The sequence below is a fragment of the Salinibacter sp. genome, from assembly GCF_042218895.1.
Lineage (GTDB): Bacteria > Bacteroidota > Rhodothermia > Rhodothermales > Salinibacteraceae > Salinibacter.
The window spans coordinates 1-14801 of the sequence record NZ_JBDGQQ010000035.1; the positions used below are offsets into that span (position 1 = coordinate 1).

The following is a 14801-nucleotide window of genomic DNA, read 5'->3' on the forward strand; positions in this document are numbered from 1 at the left end:
TCGTCGAAGGCGCCAAGGAGGGATTCGACGTCGCCGTGACCATCATCCCCTACCTTATCGCCATCCTGTTCGCCATCGGCATGTTTCGGGCGTCCGGGGCCATGGACTACCTCGTGAATCTTCTTGATCCGGTGCTGGGCCTGATCGGCGTGCCGGCCGAAGTGCTGCCGATGGGCATCGTGCGCCCCCTCACGGGCTCGGGCTCAGCCGGGCTTGTGGCCGACATGATCAACCAGTACGGCGAGGACTCCCTGGTGGTCAAGATGGCCGCGACCATGTTCGGCTCCACAGAGACAACCTTTTACGTCATCGCGGTCTACTTCGGCGCCATCAACATCCGGGAGACCCGTCACGCCGTTCCGGCCGGTCTCTTCGCAGACCTGGTGGGCTTCCTTGCGTCCGTCTACGTCGTCCGTCTGCTGTTCGGCGGATGAGCCGGCCTTTCAGTGTGGAAGCCTCAGTGTGGAAGCCGGGCGAGCGCGTTAACGATGGCGTCCTGGGCAGCCCGCACTTGGTTGGCCTCCGCCAGGTGATGGTTGCAGAGGATGACGAACGAGAGGGGGGTCCCCTGCTCGGTATTCACGTATCCGCTCAGGGCGCTCACGTGGGAGAGGGTTCCCGTTTTTGCGTGCACATTGCCCTGAGCGGGCGCCCCGTTCCGAAACCGGTACTCGATGGTTCCCTCCTCTCCGCCTGTCGGCAGCGACTCGTAGAACGCCGAGCTGTGGTTGGGCCCCACGTCCACCCACATGTGCTCCAGGAGGCGCGTCAGGGCCCGCGGGCTCACGTAGTTCTTCCGGGAGAGGCCCGACCCATCCACGAGCTGAATGCGGCTGGTGTCGACGTCCGCCTCCGCGAGCTCCGCTTTCACGGCCCGCGTCCCAAGAGCCGCCGACCCCACGGTGAGCGTTTCGGAGGTGGTGTCCGGAGGGTTCACGACGGCGAGGGTCCTTAGCAACTGCTCGGCGTAGAGATTCTGGCTCTCGTGATTTGTCGTGCGTACGATGGTGCGGAGCGAAGGAGACCGGTAGGTCGCAACTCGCCGCATCGACTGGGCCTTGTAGTCCGGCTTGATTGGCATCTGATCCACGTCGATGCCCGTGCCCGCTACCGAGATGCCTTCCTGCAGGAGAACCTCCCGAAGGACATGCGTGAAGTATAGAGTCGGGTTCGTAATCGTAAGGGACTCTTCCTGGGTTTCCCCCGGGTGTACCCGCGAACGGACCTGGAAGGTGTTGGCCCCGAAGGGACGGTCGTACTCCTCGTCGGACGAGGAGTCGGTAGGGACCGTCCGAGTTTGGTTGAGGACTCGGACGAAGTCGGTCTGGAGGGGAGTCCAAGAGATGCGGGCCGGCGCCCCGGACATGCGCCCCGTCACACTCATGTCGATGGTGTTGGCGTTGAACACGAGCCCGTTGACCTCTGCGGCGTAACTGTACGGCACGTCGTTCCAGCTCCATCCCTCCCCGAGGGGCACGTCACTGAAGGGATCGTCGTCCCCGATAATGTCTCCTTGAATGCGCGAGATTCCCGCCTCCTCTAGTGAGTCGGCCCACCGCCGGAACACCTGAGTCGGATCCTTTCGCTGCCTGTAGCCCCCGATCGTTGGGTCCCCACTGCCCTGCACGATGAGGTTGCCATGAAGAACCCCGTTGCGGACCGGGCCGTTCACGTAGACGGCAGTTTTGTACCGAAAGTCCGGCCCCAGCCGCTTGAGGGCGGCCGCCGTGGTGAGAAGCTTCACGTTCGAGGCAGGGGTGAAGAGGCGGTTCGCGTTGTGCCGGAAGAGACGGCGCCCCGTGCGTAGATTGGTGACCTCGATGCCCCAGAAGGCCCCGGCGTACGGGGCTGCCTCGATCGTGTCGGTGATCACCTTCGCGATGCGTGCGCGGGCCGACTTCACGGTCGGGTCGGGCTGCGCCCTCACCGACAATCCCCCCGCGCAGAGAACAATTGCCAGCAGACCAGCGAGACAACGCGTGCAGGCCACGCGGAGACCTGAGCAGGGGAGGACCATCGGCCAACGGGTTCCGTGAGTGAGGGACGTAGTGGAGGCAGGCCAAAAAAAGAAGGACTCGTCCTGGGGTCAAGCCCCAGGCGGTCGTCGGCGGAGAAGGCGGGGACCGGTAACGGCCCTCCCCAAGCCGTCCTTCGACCACTCAGCGGCTAATTGGCAGAGCCCCCCTTCACCGCTGGTGGGAGGGCGTCGGAGTTCCGAATGATCTGCATGTAGAAACGAACGATGGTCTGGTAGTCGTCGGTAGCGATGCGTTCATTCGCCCCATGGATGCGGCTCCGATCCTCGGGTGTGAGCTCGTACGGGATAAAGCGGTAGACGTAGTCGCTGTGCTCAGTATAGTAGCGGCTGTCCGTCGTGCCGGGCACGAGGTACGGAGCGACGACCACGGAGTCGGCGGTAACCTGACCGATGGTTCGCTGAAGCATGCGGAACGTCGGAGACTCGATGGCCGACACTGGAGACGGGCTACTCGACTGCCCCATTTCGATTCGGACTGGCAAGTTGCCGAGGGTCTCCCGAACGTGATCGATCACGGCGTCGACCGACTGGCTCGGCAGAATGCGGAAGTTCACGACGGCCCGGGCCGTGCTCGGAATCACGTTGTCCTTTACGCCCGCATCGAGTCGCGTGGGGGCCGTCGTGGTGCGGATAGCGGCTCGCGTGGCAGGTCGGCGATTTAGCACCCACCGGAGAGCGGGAGCCGTGAGCCACCGGTTGGCCAGGGCCGCCCGCATGGGAAGGCGCATTTCAGGCGCGAGGTAGTCGAACATGGTGCCGGTAACGCCCGAGAGGCGGGACGGAAGCGGATTTTCCAGCAACCGGCTCAGCGCATCGTTAAGAACCTCGATGCTCGTCCGATCGGGCGGAACGGACGAGTGTCCGCCGGGCTGCTCGGCCCGGAGTTCGAGGCTCAGGTATCCCTTTCCGGCCACCCCCACCACGGCAAGCGGATCGTTGAGTCCGGGGAGCGCCCCGCGCGTGACGGCCCCGCCCTCGTCAAGCACGAGGGCCGGCGCCACGTCCCCCGCCGTAATTCGCTCGGCAAGGGCCCGCCCCCCTCGGACACCGCCCACTTCTTCGTCGTGACCAAGCGCGACGTGCACCGTCCGCTGGGGCGTGACACCACGACGGAGGAGCGTTTCGATGGCCTCCAGGATGCCTACGACACTTGCCTTATCGTCCAGCGCCCCGCGGCCCCACACGTGCGTGTCGGTCACTCGTCCGCTGAACGGAGGATACCTCCAATCGGAGGAGTCCTCAATCGGCACCACGTCGACGTGAGCCATCAGGACGATTGGTGCGAGGGAGGGATCGCGACCCTCCCACGTGTAGAGCCGACTCAGGCCGTGGACGTGAGTCGTATCGAGGGCGGCGTGGACCCTCGGAAATGCCTGCTCTAGGTATCCGAACAGGCGCTCGTAGGCGGCCGAGTCAAGGCGGGCAGGGTTTCGCTTCGTGATGGTCCGGAACTGAAGAGCATTGGCGAGCCGCCGGTGGGCCTCAGGATCGACCTCAAGTGCCACCGGCTCCGTCGTCGCCTGCCGACTTTCAACCCGCCATGTCCGCGTGGCAACGACGGCCAGCACCGCGCCGAGCACGAGAACCAGGCCTCCGAGGAGAGAGCGCCAGCCAGAACGAGAAAGCATCGTGAGGCAGGAACGCAGGGTGCTTAGAGATTAGTTCACCACCGCCCCCCGCCACGGTGGACCTGGCCGGAGGTTCCGAACGGGCAGCCCGCCCCTTCCGTACCGATTACTCCTGTTCATCCGCTTCCTCCACTTGCCTGCCGGACCCATGATCCCAGACGTCGTACAGCCCCCACCCGAGCTGGCCAACCAGTACGACTCCGACCGCGTGCTTCGAAGTTACGTCCGCCGTGTGCTCCCCGACGAGGTCCACGCCGCGGTGGAACCGGGCCTGCGCGCGATGGGCCAACGGGCGGGCAATGAGCTCTACGCCCTCCAGCAGGACGACCTCGAAAACGAGCCCACTCTCACCCGATGGGGGCCGTGGGGAGACCGGATCGACCAGATTGAACAGACGGAAGTGTGGGAGCGGGCCGCGGAAGTCACCGCGGAGCAAGGGGTGGTGGCCGTAGCGTACGAGCAGGTCCACGATTCTTACAGCCGGGTCCACCAGATGGCACTCGCGTATCTTTTTATCCCCTCCACGGACATGTACGGCTGTCCGCTGGCCATGACCGACGGTGCCGCCCGGACGTTGCTCGACAGCGGGAACGAGGCCCTCATAGAAGCAGCGGTGCCCCACCTCACCGCACGCGATCCAGAGTCGTTCTGGACGTCGGGTCAGTGGATGACGGAGGTCTCCGGGGGCTCCGACGTGAGCCAGACCCGGACGACGGCTCGACGCGACCCCGAGGGCACCTGGCGCCTGCACGGCCGCAAGTGGTTTACCAGCGCCATCACGGCCGACGTGGCCCTCGCGCTGGCCCGCCCCGAGGGCAATCCGGAGGGGAGCGAGGGATTGGCGCTCTTTTACGTTCCTGTCCGCGAGGGCGGCGACTTGGCCGACGGAATCTACGTCCATCGATTGAAAGACAAGCTCGGCACCAGAAAGCTCCCAACCGCCGAGCTCCATCTTGACGGTGCTCCCGCCCGGCCCGTGACCGAGAACCTTCGGAACGGGACCCGCCATATCGCTCCGATGCTCAGTGTGACGCGGACCTGGAATGCAGTGACGGCGGCGGCCTACGTCCGGCGGGGACTGGCCCTTGCCCGGGATTATGCCCGGAAGCGCGAGGCCTTCGGCGAGGCGATCATCGATCACCGCCTTCATCAGGAGACCCTTGCCGATCTGCAGGCCCAGCTGGAAGGCATGTTCCACCTTTCATTCCGGCTCGCCGAACTTCTGGGGCGCCGCGAGTCGGGCCGTGCCGACGAATCGACACGGACGCTCCTCCGCCTTCTGACCCCCATCGCGAAGCTTACCACCGCCAAGCAGGCCGTTGCCGGCACCAGCGAGGTGGTCGAAGCATTCGGCGGAGCCGGGTACGTGGAAGACACCGGCATCCCGCCGCTCCACCGCGACGCGCAGGTGCTTCCGATTTGGGAGGGCACAACGAACGTGCTCGCCCTGGATCTTCTCCGAGCCCTAGAGGAGGCCGAGGACCTGGCTCTTTTGAGGAGCGAACTCGAACGCTGTCTTTCTCCACTCAAGACTCCGGCGCTTCGGGAGGCGGGGCAGTCCGCGCTTCAGGCCTTCCGGGACGCCGCAGACTGGCTTCGGGCCGCCCAGGACGACGGGATCGGGAAGCTCCAGGCGGGCGCGCGCCGATTTGCGCTGACGCTTGGGCACGCCCTCGAGCTCGCCTACACGGCCCGGCACGCGCAGTGGGCCCTGCGGGCCGAACAGGATCCCCGCTCGGCCGCCGCGGCGGAGCGACTGGCGAACCAGCCCATCAGTCGTATCGCGGCGCTCGATGAAGGCGGAACCCGGGCACTGGCCCGAGAGACCGAAAGCGCATCCCTGCTCCATCGGTACCAGAGTTCCGACGACGTTTCCCCGGACCCGGATCCTGAGACATCGTAGCGGATGGAGGGTCATGTGCCTCAGCCAGTACCCGCAAACTACGCTTCAAGAACGCTCTAAGAGGCGAAGACAGGACGTAACACCGCGGCAGGTCCTTCTAGTTCAAGCAGAGGACGCCGTACTGAGTCACATGAATCGGCATGAACGGGGCCGGGGACGGAGCGGACTCGTCTTCATCGACGGCCTCAGGGGCAGGGTCGGGGGGGAGCTCCTCTCCGCTCGGCTCGAAGAGCGACAGTGCCTCCGCCAGCACCTCCTCGTCCTCGTTGACCATTACGGCCCGGACGTGGTAGCGGGGCGGCTCGGCAACGGCGACCTCTGCAGTTATCTTCACCGGACCCCGGTAATCCGTCCTGCTGACCCCGACGTTGATGCGTTCCAACTCGAGCATTCCTTCCTTCTCCACAGAGCTTGCCGCCAGCGAGGAGGCATCGCTGAGGAGCCGCTGGTGGGGCATTCGATTCAGCAGGCTATCTGGGGAGCTAGGCTCTACGATTCCACTGATTTCGGCGTACCCGTACGAGATGTCCACGTGCCCCGTGGCACTTTCTGCCGGTGCGTTGGCGTAGAGGTGCTTCAACCGCTTGTAGTGCTCGTTCGCAACCATCGTGAAGGAGGGAAAGTGTAAGAGAACCGTAGGAGCAAAAAAGTTCAAACATCTTCGTGGACGTGCCAACCACCCGGCACGTCTCACCATTTTTGCTTGCGAAAAGGATGCCAGACTACGGAGCCTGTCTGAATGACAGACTCCGATCGGACGAGTCGCGCGCTGAGGCGTGTTGCCGCCTTGTCGCTCCCCTCTCTTCCGAGATCCCTGAAGGCCTGTCATAATCAGAGATCGACCGCCTCTCCCATACTCCCCCACTACCCATGAGTCTTACCCCCGACGAGCAACGCACCGTCGCCGAACATCTTCGCTCACGTTCACAGTCGCCACAGTGCCCAGTGTGCGAGGCGTCCAACATGGTCGTTATGGAGGAGGTAACGCTCCATCCCATCGATCAGGAAGAGGACTCCTCCCTGCCGGTGGCCAACGTCATGTGCAAATATTGCGGATATATGCTCCAATTCTCCTTGTCTGCAGTGGGAATTCCAGTCGATTAGGATACTCGAAGGGGACCGAGTCCTCCCGGTCCCTCGGCGCTGGAAAAGGACAGCGAACGGATGTCGGCTCCGAATTGCCTTCGGCAATTGCCGGTTCCGACGATGCACTCGGTCCGGCGCGTAACATTTCAAGTCATCTCCAACAAAGAGGCGAGATTGTTGGGAGCTTTGCGGCTCCTACACTTCCCTGCATGCTTTCGACAAACAACACTGACCAGCGATGAAGTGGATTAAATCAGCCGCCATCGGAGCCCTTGGAAGCCTCGTCATGTTTCTACTCATGATGTTTGCCATTCACGGCGCGGGCATCGCCCCCTTCAACCTTCCTCCCTCCGCTGCTTTTCTGGAGAAGCTCGGCCTGAACGTAGGTCCCCTCCCCCTGCTCGTCCACTTTGGCTACGGGGCAACCTGGTCGATGCTGCTGGTGGCCCTGTACGGGACGGATACGAATGTCCGGCGGGGCGTGTACCTGGCCGTGGCCCTCTGGCTCTTCATGATGGTCGTCTACTCTCCGATCATCGGGTGGGGCGTGTTCGGTTTTGGCGGTTCCGGCCACACCCTTGCCACCGATCACCCGCTGCACCTTGGCGCACCAGTCAAGTACCTGGTCGCCACCCTCGTTCTTCATCTCATCTACGGGTCCATCATCGGTGGTCTCAATTCCGTTTGGATCCAGTCCGAGTCGAGACAGGCCACAACCTGATCCCGGAAAAGCACTCTGGAGCGCAGAACAGCATCGAGATGGAGGGCGCTGTGGTCGCTCTACAAGATCTACAGCGACACCCGTTCGCCGTCTCTGAAGCCCACCTAGCGAGCAGACTCTATCCCCAGGGATCTTCGTTGCCTGTTGAGTCACTCTCCTGAAGTTCGATGTGTAGCGCGAGGGCCAGCACAGTACACACCACACCCAGAAACGCCGGGATCACACCTACCACGAGGTACTGAAGCCCCGACAGGCTCCAACTGGGCCCTACCCACAGAGACACGATGGCCCATGCGTAGAAGAGGGCGGCAGCTGCAAACGTTAGGGGAAAGAGGGTTTGCTTCGTTTCATCTTTCATGGGGTTCCGGGAACTACCAAGAGACTGCTACGAGGACTGCGCTGTTGCGGCGAGGCGGTCAACTTTTTCGACGTACGCGTCGGGATCGGCCTTTCGCTCAAGCCCTCCCTGGCTCATGTACCGGACCTTTCCGTACACGGGGCGCTCTTTCCAGCCCCGGTCGTGAAGGCCAAAGATCCACGCCACGTTTGCGAACGAATTCGGATCGCGGCCGTCGAGGAAGTACTTATTGTTCAAATGGAGCGCACGCTCGAAGGCTGTTCGCGGGGCAGGCGACCACTCCAGAATTTTCTTCCCCCAGTACATGCGCATGTAGTTGTGCATGTACCCGGTTTCGCGCATTTCCTTCATCGCCGCGTTCCAGTACGGGTCGTGCGTTCTGCCACGTTCGAGTTCGTCGCGACTGTACAAATATTCCCGCTCGTCGTCGGCGTGTTCGGCCAAGCTCTCGCGGGCCCACTCCGGGAGGCACTCGTACGAGTCGTATGTGTCCGGCCGGAAGTAGACGTGGTTCGCCGCCAGTTCGCGTCGGACGACAAGCTCTTCGATGTAGGAGTCGATGTCTCCTTCCGGGGCCTCCGTCGCCCGTACCTGCTGTGCCAGCCATACAGGAGAGATCTGCCCAAAGTGGAGGTACTTGCTCATGTGCGAAACCGCACTGGAGTGGATCTGGTTGCGGTTGTCATCATACCCCTCCAGGTGCTCCGCGAGGAACCCGTCGAGCACCCGCTCGGCCTCGGACGTTCCGCCCTGATGCAGGGAAGAAACGGGCGGGACGCTCCGATCGAGGTCTAGCTGGTCGGTAATGGTTCCAACGTCGTTGGGGAAAAGTCCCTCGTCGACGTCAAGGTTCAGGGAAGGATGCTCCGGAGCCGCCGGCTCCGGGAGACGAAGACACCGGTCTAGGTGCTCGTGAATTTTCGGACGGATTGTTCGCGCGGCATATTCCGCGTTGTCCGTGACCGTTTCGACAGGCACCACCGCGTCCCCCTCCACCTGCTCAACTCGGCAGGGGGCCTCCTCGGCGACTCGGGATCGCCAGTGCCGCTGGTGGCGGAGATACCCCCGGTCGGTGACGAGAATGGCGGCCTGATCGGCGTAGTGAAGAGCCACCTCGTCTGGACGCCCGTGCCGCACGACCATCCGGATGCCCCGCTCTTGGAGCCGACGCCTGGTGTCGCGTAGCCCTTCGAGCATAAAGGTGTAATGCCGAAGGTTGGCCTCGGGATAGTCGTCCATGAGGCCGAAGACAACCAGCAGCGGAAGCCCCTCACTGTTTGCGTGGCGGAGGGCCCGTTCTAATGCCGGATTGTTCCGGGCTCGCTGAGACTGTTGCATCCAGTAGAGGACGTACTCAGCCTCATCGGCCTGGGCCCGCTCGTTGAGGGGCTGAATACGGTCTGGAAGAACGTCCGTCATAGGAAGGGAAGCAGGCTTCTTTCGGGGATCCAGTACGGAGAAACAGTACAAACCCGTACTTTTTCCCGACCACAAAGCTTCCCTTCCGGACGTCACCGAATCGTTTCGTGTAACGGATGCCTCCTATCCCACCGGTTCCTCGCGGACGGACCCTTGCACGTCGGAGGTCACTACGCTCACTCCGTCCGTCGGAAAGTTCAACTGCTGCTCGGTGGAGGCAACGACAGAGGCGACCATCGTGTCGCCCGTAACATTGTTCGTTGTTCGCAGCATGTCGAGCGGACGGTCCACCCCGAGGATAAGGGCCAGGCCCGCACTCGGCACCCCAATCGACTCTAGGATGGCAACGAGCATCACAATCCCAGCACTCGGCACGGCCGCGGTCCCAATCGAGGCCAGTACGGCGATTAGGATGATGTTGAGCTGCTGCGTGAACGCGAGCCCGATGCCAAGCACCTGCGCGATGAAGACGGCCGAGACGGCCTGGTAGAGGGCAGTCCCATCCATGTTGATCGTGGCTCCGAGGGGCAGGGCGAAGGAGGACACCTCTTCGGACACCCCAAGATTTTTCTCCGAGACCTCCATTGTAACCGGCAGTGTTGCCCCGCTCGACGACGTGGAGAAGGCCACCAGCTGTGCTGGAGAAATGGCGCGAAAGTAATCCAGAATTGGGATCGACGTGAAGAGCGACATGAAAATGGGATAGACCACGAACACCATAATTGCCAGGCCGATCACCACCGTCACACAATACAGGCCCAGCGCCTGCAGGAGGCTCGCGATCCCCATGGGACTCCCAGTTGCAATGGACGTAATGGCGTCGGCGAGGAGCCCAAACACCCCCACCGGCGCCGTAAGCATGATCAGTTCAACGACCTTGACGACGAGCTCGAATAAACTATCAAAGAACGACAGCAACGGCTCGGCGTCTTCGTCCGGGATGAGGAGCAGCCCAATCCCAAGGAGAATGGCGACGAAGACGACCTGGAGCATATTTCCATTGTCCGAGGCCGAATTGAAGAAGTTCGAGGGCACCATGTCTACGAGCGGCTGGAGGGGACCCCGCCCCTCCGCTTTCTCCGCCATCTTCATGCTCTGCTCGATATCGCCCTGGTAGGTCTGCTCCAGTTGCGCGCGTACGTCCTTCGGAACCGCATTCCCGGGCTGCAGGGTGTTGACCAGCGCCAGCCCAATAACCAGTGCGATGGTAGTAGTGAGAACGTAGATCCCGATGGTCTTCCCGCCAATCCGGGAAAGCTGTTCGAGGTCACCGAGCGACGCGACCCCCACAATCAGGGAGGCCAGAACGAGCGGGACGGCGATGAGCTGGAGGAGGTTCAGAAAGATGGTTCCGAACGGCGCGATCCAGTCGCTGGTGAATTGTTGCCACCCAGCAGACGCCGCAACAACCCCGTAGATGAGTCCCAACACGAGGCCGATGATGATTTGCCAGTGGAGCTGCTTGTACCAGGGCATGTGAATCGTAGACTAGGCACAGAACACGCGTTGCGCATCGTAGGGCCGATGCAGCAAACCCAAAGAAAAGGCTCAGGGGACTGGCGAACAACCCCTCATTCTTTTCGTCTTTGGCATTTCTTCCTCGACACTGCCGGACATGCTGCTCTCTCAGGGCTTCCGGGGACCCTTCTCCCGCCGGTGTCTCGAGGGAAGTGGCCGTTCGCCGCAAAGAGCGCACGCCACCGTCCAATCCTTCCGGGACGACTTCGAGCACCCTCATCCTTACGAGCCCTCTTCACCACACTCATCCAGCCTTGCTTCCAGGCTCGTCGCAGCATTAGATCCCTACAGTCAGAGCGATCGCCGCCGCAGCGCCGGCCGTCGTTCCCAGAAGATTGACAACTTCATTGTCGACTCCCCTCCAGCCCCGAGTAGGTGAGGTTCCAGGAACCGGTTGCTCGACGAGGCGGCCCGTCTCTGGATTTCGGTACTGGGCCTGGATGGTGGCTCCGGCGATGCTGTCCACTGCCATGCCGATGAGGCCGGCAGACGCGGCCCCGACCCACAGCTCTGTCGTGCCTGCGGGAGGGCTTCCCACTCCCCACGCGGCCCCCGCCACGCTAGCGGCACCCAGCGCGGCGGCCCCCGTCCCAGCGAGCGAGACGGCTCCGGATGTACCCGGTGGTACCGGCTGCAGCGTCCGTAGCGAGCGTGGACGGTGTGATAGGCGTCCTCCCAATTCAGTAGCCCACGTGTCCGCCGCCGCCGACGCAAGGGCACCGAGAAAACCGGCGTAGCAGATGATCTGCGCTCCGCTGCTTCCCGGCGGAAGCACGACCCAGGTGCCCAGAAGTCCCCACGCAACCCCTCCGTTTGCTACCACCTGACGGAGCGTGCGCGTGGGCGCCCGATCGGTCGTTTCTTCGTCTTCTGTCTCTTCCCCCCCTGGAAGCCAGGAAAGGGCACTCGACAACAGAAAGAAGGCAAATCCCGGCATGGCCCAGGCCCACCCGCCTAGGCCCACAAGCGACGCCGCGAAGAGGCCCGCCCCAACGGCCCCTCGAGCGTCCAGAACACGGCTCCAGCGCGCTGCCCCGCAGACGCCTACACCGACGATGAGCCCCCAGACGAGGGGAGCAGTGGTGATCGACGTTTCGTGGAGCGGCGTGAGAATGAGAACGACCGCGAGCACGACGAAGAGATTATCTTCTCCCCGGCCACAAACCGCCTCGACCGCCGTCGCCACGAAGGCGACCGCAACGGCCGCCGGGACGGTGCGCTCTGGGGACCAGGGTTCCGTCCCGACTAGCACGGATCCGACTAGGAGGGCCGCTGTGCCGAAAAACGTGCTGCTTCCGATCCACGTCGCCCCCGAAACGAGCGTTTGGCGGCCGTAGGACTCACCAATCGATCCAGCCAGTGGATCAGCGACCGCCAGCACCAGAAACGCCGTCTGGAAGATGAAGGCGCGGTCGCCCCCCACCGACCACGTGGCCGCCAGTGCAGGCACCACGGCCAGCGGCATCGCCACGGTGCCCCAACTCTCCGGGCGGGCCTCGTGAATGCCAGCCCACCACTTCCGGGCACGAGCCGCGGCGTTGAGGACGCAAAACAGCCCAGCAAGAATGTACACGGGAAGAGGAGTCGCGAACATCCACGGCGTAGCGGCCACGAAGAGCCCAACGCCCCCGTGGACGAGGCGGCGCGTGGTTCGGACCGGGACCCCCGCGGTCCGAAGCCCCTCTCCGATCCCCACCAGTCCCCCGAGGCCTGCGAGCGCTGCCAGCAGGCCGAGTCCCCCCATCGTGGAAAAAGACAGGTCAAACATGTGCTCTTCGGGCTTCTTTCCGGCGTGCAGCGCACTCGGTCCCAAATACAAAACCGCCCCGGCGCACCGTGAGTGCAGCCGGGGCGGTCCAGAATCCAACTGAAAAGTGCGGTGGTTTAGCTCTCAGAGCCGGACGCCTCGATCTGCTCCACGTCCTCTTCGCTCGGCGCGCCATCGCCGGCGGCGCCGTCGCCCGCAGGGGCTTCGCCATCGCCCCCAATGGCCTCTTGGAGCTCTTCGAGCTCAGACTTCGAGCCCACCACGAGGTCGCGGTACTCGCGCTGTCCGGTTCCGGCCGGAATGGAGTGCCCGACGATCACGTTCTCCTTGAGGCCCTTGAGAGGATCCTTCTTGGCCTCAATGGCGGCGTTCGTGAGCACCTTCGTGGTCTCCTGGAACGACGCCGCCGAGATCATCGAGTCGGTGGCCAGCGAGGCCTTTGTGATGCCAAGAAGCACCGGCTCTCCCACAGCGGGCCGGGCCTCGCGCACCTCGATTGTCGGCTTGTCCTCGCGCTTCAACTCGGAGTTGAGCTCGCGCAGCCGACGCCGACTGATGACGTCACCGATCCTGACGTTGGCGTCGCTCGGGTCGATGACGACGAATTTGTCGTAGAGATCGTCGTTCACATCCGTCATCTTCTGACGCTCCACCTTCTCTCCTTCCAGGAAATGGGAGTCGCCCGGGTCCTTGATCTCGACCCGCTTCATCATCTGCCGGATCACGATCTCGAAGTGCTTGTCGTCGATGTCAATGCCCTGCAGGCGGTATACCTCCTGAATTTCGTTCAGCAGGTACTCCTGCACGGCCCGCGGCCCCTTGATGGAGAGGATGTCGTGCGGGGCGATTTGGCCATCCGTGAGGCGGTCGCCTGCCTCCACGTAGTCGCCCTCGTGCACCAGCATGTGCTTGGACAGGGACACCATGTACGACTTCTCCATGTCGCCCTCCCGGCTGGTGATGATGACCTCCTGGTTGCCGCGCTTGCGGTCGCCGAAGCTGACGATGCCGTCGATCTCGGTGACCACGGCCGGGTCATCCGGCGAACGGGCCTCAAAGAGCTCCTCCACGCGGGGCAGTCCCCCAGTAATGTCGCTGGTCTGCGCCGCCTGACGCGGAATCTTAGCGAGGGTCTGGCCCGCCTGAACCGTCTCGCCCTCCTCGACCTGGATGCGTGCCCCGACCGGCATGTTGTATTCGCGCTCGCTGCCGTCGGACATCTCAACAACGAGGGCCGGCGTGAGTGTGCGCTCTCGACTCTCGACGATGACCTTCTCCATATGGCCGGTCTGCTCGTCGGTCTCCTCGCGGTAGGTGGTCCCCTCGATGACATCGTCGAAGCGCACCTCGCCGTCGACCTCCGTGAGAATGAAGCTGTTGTACGGGTCCCAGCTGGCCATCACGTCGCCTTCGTCGACCTCCTGCCCCTCGTCCACCAGGAGCTCGGCCCCGTAGGGCACGACGTAGCTGGTCAGCTCGCGCCCGTCCCCCTCAGAGTCCATGATTCGGACCTCGCCCTGACGACTGAGCACGACCTCCGTCGGCCCATCGGTATCCTCATAGGTGACCGTCTGGAGGTTCTCGAACTCGACGGTGCCGCCGAACTTGGCCTGAATGGTTGACTCGGCGGCCACACGGGTAGCAGTCCCGCCGGTGTGGAAGGTTCGGAGGGTCAGCTGCGTGCCCGGCTCCCCAATCGACTGGGCGGCCACCACCCCGACCGACTCGCCAACCTCGACCATCCGGCCGGTGGCAAGATGGAGGCCGTAGCAGAGCGCGCACACGCCCCGCTCGGCCTCGCAGGTCAGTGCCGATCGGATCTCGACCTCCTCGATCGAGGTCTGAGCAATGCGGTCGGCGATGTCCTCGGTGATGAGCTCGTTCGCCTCTGCGATGAGCTCCTCCGTGCGCGGATCGTAAACGTCGCGTACCGAGACGCGCCCCCTGATCCGCTGGGACAGGGGCGCCACGATCTCTTCGTTGTCCTTCAGCGCCCCGACACTGATGCCTCGAAGCGTTCCGCAGTCGTGCTCCGTGACGGTGACGCTCTGCGACACATCGACGAGGCGGCGCGTGAGGTAGCCGGCGTCGGCGGTCTTGAGCGCCGTGTCGGCCAATCCCTTGCGCGAGCCGTGGGTGCTGATGAAGTATTCCTGCACCGACAGCCCCTCCTTGAAGTTGGACAGGATCGGGTTCTCAAGGATTTCGCCTCCCCCCTCGCCGATGTTCTTCTGCGGCTTGGCCATGAGGCCCCGCATGCCGCCGAGCTGGCGAATCTGCTCCTTCGACCCCCGGGCTCCAGAGTCCGCCATCGTGAAGATGGGGTTGAAGCCCTCCTTGTGCTCCTTCAGGGCGTTGAAGA

General features: G+C 63.5%; 11 protein-coding genes and 1 pseudogene. 4 read left to right on the top strand and 8 right to left on the bottom strand.

Annotated features, from left to right (window positions below; translation table 11 throughout):
• Positions 1–434, top strand: a 434-nt coding sequence (locus tag ABEL04_RS03840; protein ID WP_375801062.1) for a spore maturation protein, incomplete at its 5' end; no start/stop codon positions are given.
• Positions 435–457: 23 nt separating this feature from the next.
• On the opposite strand, the gene dacB is transcribed toward ABEL04_RS03840, so the two are convergent.
• Positions 458–2017, bottom strand: coding sequence for a D-alanyl-D-alanine carboxypeptidase/D-alanyl-D-alanine-endopeptidase (dacB, locus tag ABEL04_RS03845; RefSeq protein WP_375801063.1), 1560 nt, complete (start codon positions 2015–2017; stop codon positions 458–460).
• A gap of 149 nt (positions 2018–2166) precedes the next feature.
• On the bottom strand, positions 2167–3666 hold the full coding sequence (locus tag ABEL04_RS03850) for a M20 family peptidase (protein WP_375801064.1): 1500 nt from the start codon (positions 3664–3666) through the stop codon (positions 2167–2169).
• A gap of 148 nt (positions 3667–3814) precedes the next feature.
• Here ABEL04_RS03850 and ABEL04_RS03855 point away from each other — a divergent pair, with 148 nt between their 5' ends.
• Positions 3815–5569, top strand: a complete 1755-nt coding sequence (locus ABEL04_RS03855) for an acyl-CoA dehydrogenase family protein (RefSeq protein ID WP_375801065.1) — start codon at positions 3815–3817, stop codon at positions 5567–5569.
• Between the two features lie 97 nt (positions 5570–5666).
• On the opposite strand, the gene ABEL04_RS03860 is transcribed toward ABEL04_RS03855, so the two are convergent.
• On the bottom strand, positions 5667–6176 hold the full coding sequence (locus ABEL04_RS03860) for a hypothetical protein (RefSeq protein ID WP_375801066.1): 510 nt from the start codon (positions 6174–6176) through the stop codon (positions 5667–5669).
• Between the two features lie 263 nt (positions 6177–6439).
• On the opposite strand from ABEL04_RS03860, the gene ABEL04_RS03865 reads away from it, so the two are divergent.
• Both ABEL04_RS03865 and ABEL04_RS03870 read left to right on the top strand, forming a co-directional pair.
• A complete protein-coding gene (locus tag ABEL04_RS03865) occupies positions 6440–6673 on the top strand; it encodes a hypothetical protein (RefSeq protein WP_375801067.1) in 234 nt (77 codons plus the stop codon).
• A 220-nt stretch (positions 6674–6893) separates the two neighbouring features.
• Positions 6894–7376 carry a hypothetical protein gene (locus ABEL04_RS03870; RefSeq protein ID WP_375801068.1) on the top strand — a complete coding sequence of 161 codons (483 nt, stop codon included), beginning with the start codon at positions 6894–6896 and terminating at the stop codon, positions 7374–7376.
• 118 nt (positions 7377–7494) lie between these two features.
• Here the strand turns inward: ABEL04_RS03870 and ABEL04_RS03875 are convergent, their stop codons facing one another.
• From ABEL04_RS03875 to ABEL04_RS03895, 5 genes and pseudogenes are all read right to left on the bottom strand, one after another.
• Positions 7495–7734: a hypothetical protein gene (locus tag ABEL04_RS03875; protein WP_375801069.1), complete on the bottom strand. Its 240-nt coding sequence runs from the start codon at positions 7732–7734 to the stop codon at positions 7495–7497.
• A 27-nt stretch (positions 7735–7761) separates the two neighbouring features.
• Positions 7762–9153 (bottom strand): deoxyribodipyrimidine photo-lyase, encoded by a 1392-nt coding sequence (locus tag ABEL04_RS03880; protein ID WP_375801070.1) that lies wholly within the window; start codon positions 9151–9153, stop codon positions 7762–7764.
• 123 nt (positions 9154–9276) lie between these two features.
• Positions 9277–10629 (bottom strand): dicarboxylate/amino acid:cation symporter, encoded by a 1353-nt coding sequence (locus tag ABEL04_RS03885; protein WP_375801071.1) that lies wholly within the window; start codon positions 10627–10629, stop codon positions 9277–9279.
• 319 nt (positions 10630–10948) lie between these two features.
• Positions 10949–12439 (bottom strand): DUF92 domain-containing protein, encoded by a 1491-nt coding sequence (locus ABEL04_RS03890; RefSeq protein WP_375801072.1) that lies wholly within the window; start codon positions 12437–12439, stop codon positions 10949–10951.
• A 116-nt stretch (positions 12440–12555) separates the two neighbouring features.
• A pseudogene (locus ABEL04_RS03895) lies at positions 12556–14801 on the bottom strand (DNA-directed RNA polymerase subunit beta'); the annotation flags it as partial.

Excerpts from the sequence above, each read along its gene's own strand:
- dacB (WP_375801063.1), bottom strand. The coding sequence starts at position 2,017 with ATGGTCCTCCCCTGCTCAGGTCTCCGCGTGGCCTGCACGCGTTGTCTC.
- ABEL04_RS03850 (WP_375801064.1), bottom strand. The coding sequence starts at position 3,666 with ATGCTTTCTCGTTCTGGCTGGCGCTCTCTCCTCGGAGGCCTGGTTCTC.
- ABEL04_RS03855 (WP_375801065.1), top strand. The coding sequence starts at position 3,815 with ATGATCCCAGACGTCGTACAGCCCCCACCCGAGCTGGCCAACCAGTAC.
- ABEL04_RS03860 (WP_375801066.1), bottom strand. The coding sequence starts at position 6,176 with ATGGTTGCGAACGAGCACTACAAGCGGTTGAAGCACCTCTACGCCAAC.
- ABEL04_RS03865 (WP_375801067.1), top strand. The coding sequence starts at position 6,440 with ATGAGTCTTACCCCCGACGAGCAACGCACCGTCGCCGAACATCTTCGC.
- ABEL04_RS03870 (WP_375801068.1), top strand. The coding sequence starts at position 6,894 with ATGAAGTGGATTAAATCAGCCGCCATCGGAGCCCTTGGAAGCCTCGTC.
- ABEL04_RS03875 (WP_375801069.1), bottom strand. The coding sequence starts at position 7,734 with ATGAAAGATGAAACGAAGCAAACCCTCTTTCCCCTAACGTTTGCAGCT.
- ABEL04_RS03880 (WP_375801070.1), bottom strand. The coding sequence starts at position 9,153 with ATGACGGACGTTCTTCCAGACCGTATTCAGCCCCTCAACGAGCGGGCC.
- ABEL04_RS03885 (WP_375801071.1), bottom strand. The coding sequence starts at position 10,629 with ATGCCCTGGTACAAGCAGCTCCACTGGCAAATCATCATCGGCCTCGTG.
- ABEL04_RS03890 (WP_375801072.1), bottom strand. The coding sequence starts at position 12,439 with ATGTTTGACCTGTCTTTTTCCACGATGGGGGGACTCGGCCTGCTGGCA.